The 9349-nt window shown below is 50.3% G+C and carries 6 protein-coding genes; all 6 read right to left on the bottom strand.

Annotation, left to right across the window (positions count from 1 at the left end; translation table 11 throughout):
* Positions 1-723: 723 nt before the first annotated feature.
* On the bottom strand, positions 724-3243 hold the full coding sequence (locus tag MUN53_RS17670) for a hybrid sensor histidine kinase/response regulator (protein WP_243326711.1): 2520 nt from the start codon (positions 3241-3243) through the stop codon (positions 724-726).
* A gap of 33 nt (positions 3244-3276) precedes the next feature.
* On the bottom strand, positions 3277-3630 hold the full coding sequence (locus tag MUN53_RS17665) for a hypothetical protein (protein WP_243326710.1): 354 nt from the start codon (positions 3628-3630) through the stop codon (positions 3277-3279).
* Between the two features lie 44 nt (positions 3631-3674).
* Complete coding sequence (locus tag MUN53_RS17660) at positions 3675-5162, bottom strand: TolB family protein (protein ID WP_243326708.1); 1488 nt, start codon at positions 5160-5162, stop codon at positions 3675-3677.
* Between the two features lie 5 nt (positions 5163-5167).
* Positions 5168-6919: a DUF6057 family protein gene (locus MUN53_RS17655; protein WP_243326707.1), complete on the bottom strand. Its 1752-nt coding sequence runs from the start codon at positions 6917-6919 to the stop codon at positions 5168-5170.
* Positions 6920-6981: 62 nt separating this feature from the next.
* A complete protein-coding gene (locus tag MUN53_RS17650) occupies positions 6982-8307 on the bottom strand; it encodes a cobyrinate a,c-diamide synthase (protein WP_243326705.1) in 1326 nt (441 codons plus the stop codon).
* Between the two features lie 12 nt (positions 8308-8319).
* Complete coding sequence (panB, locus tag MUN53_RS17645) at positions 8320-9144, bottom strand: 3-methyl-2-oxobutanoate hydroxymethyltransferase (RefSeq protein ID WP_243326704.1); 825 nt, start codon at positions 9142-9144, stop codon at positions 8320-8322.
* Positions 9145-9349 lie beyond the last annotated feature (205 nt).

Below are 9349 nucleotides of genomic sequence, written 5' to 3'. Positions count from 1 at the left end.
TTGCAACACTAAGATAAGTGAAAATTCTGACATGGCAAAATCCTGGGCAACTTTTTGTTGCTCAGGAACTTATAAATAAAGTTAAATTATAGTGTTGCGGAATTAAGGGAATTATAATAAACTATCTGTTTTAATAAATTTCGGTGGACAAAGGTAAATAATATACTTTAATTACCAAGTATATTTTTTATACTATTGTATATGGGAAGAGCAACAAGTATCTTTATATGGTCAATTGACTATGAAAAAAGAAAGAGGCACGGTTGCCGAATAGCCAAAGATGGTGTTTCATCCGGGCGAGCCCTTGCAAGAGGGAAACAGCTAAAAAGCAAGTTCCCGAACCAAAACCCTGAAAGGCCTTAATTCGGGAACTCTTCTCTAGTTAGATTTCAGTAAAAAAGAGGCTTGCTCTCACGAGGTGCCTCTTATTAGCAGACTTAATCAAAAAAACACTTTAACTTACTACTCTTTTTACCTTATTGAGTAAGACTTAACCTATAAAAACGGATAAATGTAGAAACACTTATTATGTATGTCACTAAGATATATACCAAAGTCGTGCCAAACTTCTTTTCAAGGCTCCAAAATCCGTTTTTTGCCCCAAAAAACATGAAAAAAACGGCTTTTATTTGTATTATTCCCGTTTTTATCCCCATTTTTTGTGGAAAATGTGGAATTTGACCGTGGAAAGTGTGGAATAATTCCACGCCCCACTTCCACACATCAGCCACATTTTTCCACAGCCTGCCGCACAATGTCGGAAACATTGTCAATTACTTCTGCCAAAAGTTTCTTCCAGCCTTCTTCTGTCAGCTCGTCGTCGTTCTTTTCGAGGATGCGTAATTTCTGCACCAGATTGTTTGCGCCCAGCATTGTCAGCAGCGGAATCAGCTTATGAGAAAGACGCGAAGCTTCCTGGCGGTCTTCTTCCGCGAGTGCTTTCCGGAGCAGTTCGATGCTCTTGCCCGTCTCTTCGGTAAACGTCTTCAGGATTGAAGCCGATGCTTCTTCGTCTTCTCCGGCAAAGGCCGTCAGTGTTGAGAAGTCAATCTTGACAACTGGTTCCAGATGAACCGTCAACAGCTGGTTGAGCAATTCGATCAGCTGGACGGCCGTGAACGGTTTATTCAAGAAGCCGGTAAAACCAGCCTCAATATAATGACTGTGTTCGTTGGCCACACTTGCCGACAACGCAATGATCGGCACCTGATCGGTTCCCTGAATGCCCGACTCGCGAATCATCTTCAGCAGATGATATCCATCCATGCCCGGCATCTGGATATCAGTGATGATGGCATCAAACGAGGTGTTCTTCAAGATATCCAATACGGCATGCGGATTGGAAACACCCACCACTTCTACCCGACTTCGTTTCAGCAGCTCTTCGGTCAGAGCCAGCTGTATGGCATCGTCGTCGACCAGCAGGCAATAGACAGTCCGCTCGCCTGCCAGCGAAAGCGGTTCCGGATCGGCGGCCTCCTCTTCGGCTTCTTCCACAACCACCGGATTCAGGCTCACTTCCGAGAGCGGCAGCGGGATCGTCAGGATGAAATCACTTCCCTGGCCTACCACACTGTGCACCTTCAGTGTTCCTTTCAGCAGTTCCACCAGACGGCGGGTAATCGACAAGCCCAGTCCGAAGCCTTCCACCTTCTCGCTTCCTTGCAGACGGGTGAAATCACCGAAGATCCGTTCCTGTTCGGCCTCCGGAATGCCGGGACCGGCATCCGACACCGTTACATCCAGTTCGTACTGCTTATCATGCAGCTTCGTAATGGCCGCCCGCAGCGTAACAGTTCCTTCGGGCGTGAATTTGACGGCGTTCGAGAGCAGGTTATTGATCACCTGCCTCAAGCGGTTGGTATCACCCAGGTAAGTCAATTCCATATAAGGAGGCTTCACATCCAGGTGCAGCCGCAGCCCTTTGGCTTCGGCCAGCGGATTAAAGCTCACATAAATCTCCTGAATCAGCGACAAGACCGAAAACGGCACCGGATGGATCTCGATCTGTCCTGCCTCGAGCCGGTGGAAATCCAGCAAATCATTCACCAGCGACAGGATATGCTTGGAAGAACCCGTCATATTATCCAGGTAATAACGCTGGCGCTCGTCGGGGTTACGCTTCAGCAGCAGGTCAATGAAACCGATGATCGAAGAAAGCGGAGCCCGGATATCATGGCTGATGGTCAGTATCAGGTTCTCACGGCTGCGCAGCAAGTCCTCGGCATACTGCTTGGCTTTCTCGAGCTGCTGCCTGTAATAATGACTGCGCGAAATATCCCGGATGATGATGACCAGAAAGACAATCGCCACCACGATGGCCACCAGACCAATGCCGCCAATCAGCCGCGTTGTCTCTTTCAGCAGAGACTGCTTGTGCTCCATCCGATCGATTGACTGCTGGACGGCTTCTTCCTCGATGTCGCGCAACATCTGGTTAATACGGCTGGTCAGCACCGAGTTGTTGTAGCGCAGGTTGTTGGCCCGCTGAAGCAAGGTATTGGCCAGCTGCTCGCGGCGGTCGGCCACCGTGTCCTGCAAGTTCCGCAACACCTGAATGATGGTATCCGACGGGTTATAGACGATCTGCGCCGTATCCGTCACCAGCTGGCGGGTTGTATTCTTGACAAAACTGGTATCTACTTCTTCCTTCGGCGAGAAAGCCTCGGCCAGCCGGCGGAAAAAGCCCTTTTTCTTCTTCTTGGTCACCACCACCGTATCCTGTTTCACCTCCACGATCTCGCGGACAACCGGCTGCGAGATGGTATCCGGCTTCTGTATCCGCACCACCGAATCCTGGACTTCGATCACCTGCTGGATTTTCTCCATATAAATCCGCCCGGCATTCCACTCGTTCAGGGTTTCCTGTAGCTTGAGGGTGTTCCAGCGCTTCCGTTTCAGCAAATACTTGATGGTATCGACCTTCAGTTGCTGGACGGTGTCAGTAAGCATGAGGCGCAGCGAATCCAGGTTCTTGTCGGCCTTGTTCAGCGTCCGGTTGAAGAGATAAAGCTCGTTGTCCGACTTCCCGACGATATGCCCCATCGCCTCGCTCTCGTATAGCAAAGTAAGGGTGTTGGTGACCAGATAAGTCTTGTCGCGCGTCGCGGTGTCGGGCGCATCCTCAACGGCCAGCTGCTGGATGATTGAATAAACATATCCCACAGCACCGACGGCGATCAGCAACAACAACAGATAGCCCCAAACCACTTTCCGTGTAATATGTCTGTTCTTTTCTTCCATGCGCAATGGTTCCTCCTAAATGATGTGTACACGTCAGGCCAGCTGTGAAATCTTCCGGATCACATCGACAAAGTCATCGTTGGTGATCCCGAACTCCGGTTCGCGATACTGCACATAGTCTTCAAAGTAATCGCTGGCAATATCGGCCACCGTATCTTCGCCCGGCAGTCCAAACGAATCCACCAACTGTTCCACTTTCCGGCGGATCTGCCGGATCACCTGCAACCGGTCTTCATAGCGGTCCGGCTTTTCCTGTTCCGTCAGGTGTTCATTCTTGGCAATGAGATACACAATGGTATAAAAACGTTCTACGGATCCGAAAACCGGAACGAAGCATGCCTTCTTTTCGTCTGGCAAAGCAGCCAGCATTTCTTGTACTTTCGTCATGTTATTTATCTGTTTTAATCAAAACTACGTTGTCATTCTTTCTGTCATTCAAATGCGACCTGCGTTGTCGGTCCTTCGTGCGCCCGTTGCTGGATGGCATACGGGCTGATGGTCACTTCGCCTGTCACCAGCTCCGGCAAGTTATAAGAATAAAGCTGATAATCATACTTCTCCGAATCTTCCTGCGGCAACAGGAAAGGTTTGGCCGGACGGCCGTCTGCCTGGATACGGCAAATATAAGGCAGCGTGTACAAGCCATTGTCGCGGCGGCTGCTGAAAACTACCCAGTCGCTCTGGCTGCTCCACGAATGATAACTCTCCGTATCCGCGCTGTTCAGCAAAGTCATATCAACCGGTTGGCGCGTCTCGAGTTCCAGCATCCGGATTTCGGCATCCTTATGCCAGACCGGGAATTGCCCATAAGCCGTTTCGGTGTACATCAGGAACCGGCCGTCGGGCGAGATCCGCGGGAAAGTATAACTGAGGCTGTCGGCACGGACCAGCGTATCCACCGGCAGCTGCAACGCTCCTTTCCCGGCATCAAAAGCCACCCGGCAGATATGATAGCGCACCTTATCGTAATCGGCAGGCATTTCGCGGGCCGGAGCCGAACAGAAATACAGCCACTTGCCATCCAGCGAAAAAGCAGGGAACGTCTCGAAGGCATCCTTCGTTATCAGGGAAGCTGCCGAAAGGATCTTATGCTGTTCCACGTCATAGACAACGACATCCGACTCTAGGTCGAACACTTCCATCTTCTTCTCCTTGACAGCATGGAAGAACTGCTTGATATCGTTGACCGACGTCGTGATGTATTTTCCCGAAGGATGCCAGTAAGGATAAGTCAGGTTACTGATAGTCTGCTTCGTCTTGGTCTTCAGCCGCTCGATCTCTTTCCCGCGGATGATATAAGTGCCGTCATGCACGGCACGCATGTGCAGCATCATCCGGTTCGGATCATTCATACAGAAAGAATGGCAGTTGATGCAATTATAACCCGTCATATCATTCCGGATAATCGTTTTCTCGTCAAACGATTCCAGATCACGCTGATAAATGCCCACGATATGCCATTTCTCATAGCCCGGTTCAATCAGCCGATAGACCAGATGGCTGTCGATCGGGCGTTCGTCGACATGGATCTGAAACGATTTCCAGGTTTTCCAGCCACCGGCTTCCCGCGAAGAACACGTGAGCGTCAGGCTGCTGCCGGCATTCTCTTCGAGCAGCTTTCTCCAGGCATCCGGATCGAAGCGAAGACTGCGTTGGCCATCACACTCAAGGCGTCCGCCTTTCTCACCGGTGATCAGGACATACTGATGATCAGCCTCACGCGTCAGACGGAAATTCAGGGGAGAAATATTGACCGGAACAGTCACATCCCGATAATCCGGAAAGATCTCCGGTTCTTCTGCCTGAGAAGATGCCTTCTCGGGCCGCTGCGTGCCCCACGAACAAGCTGTCAGCAACAGACAGCAGAACAGCGCGTACACCAGATTCCTTTTATGCTGATTGATATAGTCTGTTTCCATATTCCTTATTGTTTGGGTGTTGGCATAAACTCCGTATAATAATAGTAAGTATCCCCATATAACTGCTTCAGATTGGCAGCCGACAAGGAACGGGCCGTCTTCAGGAACTGCTGCATCCGGTTCGTCACCTCACTGTCAATGGGATAATCGTTGGCTGCATCTGCCATCTTTCCTTTCGACGCATAATAAAGGCAGATAGCTTCCTGATATAACTTAGGGAATGACTGATGCCGCTCCTTGTATAACGGCATATAGTGCATAAAGGCCGGCAGATTCTTATAAACCAGCAGATAGCACATGCCATAATCAAAAGCCGCCTGATTGTCGGGATGATCATCAATCAGGAAGGCCAAAGCACTGGGCAGCGTCTTCGTCAGGTCGAAAGGATTGTCGGTGACCGGCAGGAAAGCCCGCTTCGCCTGAATCCATCCGGCCGACTGACTTTCTTTCTCGCCCAGGTATTGCCGCTGTTCGGCAGCCCAAGCCTTATAGCGCGGTGTCTGTTCGAGTATCCGGATATATTTCTCGGCAGCCCGGTATTCGCCATTCACCAGATAAGTCTCGACGAGGCGTTTCATCAGCCGGGGCTGCACACAACGCTGCGAGCTCAACACGCCGACGAAGGCAAAACGCTGGGCAGCATTCACCTGCCCGACTTGCCAGGCTACTTCGCTGGCCTGAATCAATCCCAGCCTTGTCCGCGGATCGTACGGGATAAAGCCGGTCTCTCCTACTTGAGGAAACTTCATCAGATCGGTGGTCTGTCGCCCGGTATATGACAAGGCCAGATTGACATAAACCAAGGCATCGAAATCGTGCACGCCTTCCTTTTCGGCATGAGCGACAATCTTGTCCCACGCACCGTTGCGGGCATAATAATCATACTGATAAGCTTGTTGCATCGGGTCTTTCCGCAGTGCAATCAACGCCGCCATCAATCCGGCCCAAAAGATGCATTCGGCAGCCAGCCACTTCGCCGGGCGCAACCGTTCCTGCCATTTCGCACACAGCCGGCCGACGAGTGTCAGCACCGGGAACGAAAGGAATATCAGCCAGAAAGACTGTGGCACCGGATATTCGGGATGATACATATATTTGCCCATCCAGACTTCGCGCATCGGAACGACCAGCCAAAGCCGCATCACCAGCAAGGGCAACAGGAAAGTCCACGCCAGCAAAACACCGGTATATAGATAAGGCTTGCGCTGATCTGCCCGCATCCATTCGTGCAACAACAGCAAGACGGCATACAGAAACGGAGCCGGCACCGCCACATAATACAACAGCGGGACAAGCAGCACGCCGACAAGCATCCGGATATTCCGATTTGATATCGACTGGCAAACCACGGTTCCCACCAATGCCCACACAAGGACCAGCATCGGGACGATGGTCTCGGAAGGAAAAAGCCAGAACAGGAAAAGCGGCAGGATGGATAAGCCCATCGAAGCCTTTCCGCAACAGGCTTGCTGATACTTATAAAACAAAAGAGCAATCAAACCAGACAAGGTAGTGACAAGGATTGCCGGACCGGCAGCAAAGGGAAATGCCTGGGTCAGATATTCGGCGATATATTCATTCCAGCCTCCCAGCTGAGCAGCCAGCTCTTTCCAGTAGACCGAGGTTGTCTGAAACAGCATGAACTGTTCCATGAAATGAAACCAATACCGGAAATTCAGGTCGACAAACAGAAAACTTCCTACCAGAAACAACAGGAAAATCCATACAGGCCGGTTGAAAACAAGTTGTTTTTTCATCTTCGTCCAATTTTAGGCTAAAGATACAGATAATTCCAGAAGGATAAAGCTATTCCTTACCCTTATTTTTCCAGGAAGTGATGCAACCAGGCGTTTGATGCCGGGTCGGCCCAGTATAAATGTGTGTATCCGGCCAGTAAGTTCCGGTAGTGATACAGCGGCGTATCGACCTGTCGCCCCAAGGCAGAAAAGGCCGTCGCACACGAAGGCAAGGTGTTCTCGGCCGGCACGATAGACGAATAATGAAACTCATGGCCAGCCAACCGGTATTCGCCCCATTGCAAGGTGCGATAGCCCAGTCGCAGTTTCATCTGTTGCATGGTGGCGGTCTGGTCTAATACACCAGCCATCGGATAAGTATTGCCGTCTTGTCCGATAATGGAACGGCAGAGATACATCATGCCGCCGCATTCGGCCAACGCATGTCCACCATTCTCCAGATAAGCGCGGACGGCATCGCGCATGGATTGATTCTCTGACAAAGTCTTCAGGTGTAATTCCGGATATCCACCCGGCAAATAAAGGAAGTCGGTTGGTGGAAGGGTTTTATCAGTCAGCGGACTGAAATAAGTGACGTTTCCCAGCTGCTCGAGATAAGCGATGTTCTCGGCATAGACAAAGTTGAAGGCGGCATCGCGTGCCACGCTGATCCGCATGGTACCGGACGGGCGATGCGAAAGGCCGGTTCCGGTTTCCTCCGTATGAGCTGACACCGGAGCCGATGCCAGCTCCAGCAACCGATCCACACACACATGCTTGTCTACCAGATCAGCAATCCGGTCGGCAAACGCCTCGAAGCAGAAATCCGAATCCAGCGACAAACCCAAATGCCGGCTCGGGATTGTGATATCTTCCTGCTTCGGCAAATAGCCCAATGCCTCGACTCCGGCATCGGCACAAGCCTGTTTCAGGTAATAATAATGATTCTCGGAAGCCACGAAGTTAAAGACAGCTCCGATAACCCGCACTTTCGGATAGAAATGCTTGAAGCCATACAACAACGGAGCGACCGAATAAGCCGTACTCTTGGCATTGACAATCAGCACAACGGGAATATCCAGTGCAGAAGCCATCTCGGCACTGCTTCCCTGCATGCCGTCGTAACCGTCGAACAAGCCCATCACGCCTTCGGTTATGGCAATATCAGCCGGAAAAGCATATCGACGATACACCTCTTCTATATGCTTTTCCGACATCATAAAACGATCCAGATTGACAGACGCACGTCCGGCAGCCATCTGATGATGACGGGTATCAATATAATCCGGCCCGCACTTAAATGGCTGTACAACGAGTCCTTTGCGAGCCAGTGCCCGCAATAATCCCAGCGTAAAGGTAGTCTTTCCGCTACCCGACGAGGCCGCGCCGATCAATAACTGAGACCGCATGTATTCCTTGTATTAATATTGTTCCTTTTCGTTCGGGAAGTCACAACGTTTCACATCCTCAATGTATTGCTGAACGGCATGCGTGATGTCTTCTGCCAAATTAGCATAACGGCGCAGGAAACGAGGAGAAAAGCCCTGGTTGATACCCAGCATATCATGCATCACCAATACTTGTCCGTCCACATCACCACCGGCACCGATACCGATCACCGGAATACGGATTTCTTTCGCCACACGGGCAGCCAAAGCAGCCGGGATTTTCTCCAACACCAAGGCGAAACAACCGATTTCTTCCAGCAGATGAGCATCTTCCACCAGTTTCTGGGCTTCAGCTTCTTCGCGGGCACGCACGGTATAAGTACCAAACTTGTTGATCGACTGCGGTGTCAGTCCCAGATGTCCCATCACCGGAATGCCGGCACACAAGATGCGTTCGATCGATTCGCGTACTTCCGATCCGCCTTCCAGCTTGATACAGTCGGCATGAGTTTCCTTCATCACCCGGATAGCCGAAGCCAGCGCCTCTTTCGAATTTCCCTGATAAGAACCAAAAGGCAGATCGACTACTACCAAGGCACGCTTCACGGCTTTCGCCACCGAACGGCCATGATAAATCATCTGATCCAAGGTGATCGGTAAGGTTGTCGTATTACCGGCCATTACATTCGAAGCCGAATCACCTACCAGAATAACATCCATTCCAGCCTGATCAATCAGGGTAGCCATGGAATAATCGTATGCGGTCAGCATGGAGATTTTCTCGCCACGCTGCTTCATTTCAAACAGACGGTGCGTCGTTACCTTGCGCATATCATCGTCTCTCTTTGCTACTGACATATTCTTTTGTGTTTAAAATTCGGGTGCAAATGTACATAAAAACCTCATTTTTCCCGCAACAAGGATGTCTTTTCTACTACATATCATCCATTGACTGACTATGCCTAAATTTACTTTACACTTTTTTGATACGTTACTAAAAAACTCTACAGATAAAATAAGTCTTACTAAAAGGCTTTACATATTACCTTTGCAAAGATAAAAA

It is taken from the genome of Parabacteroides faecalis (assembly GCF_022809355.1).
GTDB lineage: Bacteria > Bacteroidota > Bacteroidia > Bacteroidales > Tannerellaceae > Parabacteroides > Parabacteroides faecalis.
The sequence above is the reverse complement of the archived record's forward strand: the minus strand, read 5'-3'. Positions and strand labels throughout refer to the sequence as shown.

Bases quoted from the DNA above. Each gene is read 5' to 3' on its own strand.
- MUN53_RS17665 (WP_243326710.1), bottom strand. From the start codon at position 3,630: ATGACGAAAGTACAAGAAATGCTGGCTGCTTTGCCAGACGAAAAGAAG.
- panB (WP_243326704.1), bottom strand. From the start codon at position 9,144: ATGTCAGTAGCAAAGAGAGACGATGATATGCGCAAGGTAACGACGCAC.
- MUN53_RS17650 (WP_243326705.1), bottom strand. From the start codon at position 8,307: ATGCGGTCTCAGTTATTGATCGGCGCGGCCTCGTCGGGTAGCGGAAAG.
- MUN53_RS17655 (WP_243326707.1), bottom strand. From the start codon at position 6,919: ATGAAAAAACAACTTGTTTTCAACCGGCCTGTATGGATTTTCCTGTTG.
- MUN53_RS17660 (WP_243326708.1), bottom strand. From the start codon at position 5,162: ATGGAAACAGACTATATCAATCAGCATAAAAGGAATCTGGTGTACGCG.
- MUN53_RS17670 (WP_243326711.1), bottom strand. From the start codon at position 3,243: ATGGAAGAAAAGAACAGACATATTACACGGAAAGTGGTTTGGGGCTAT.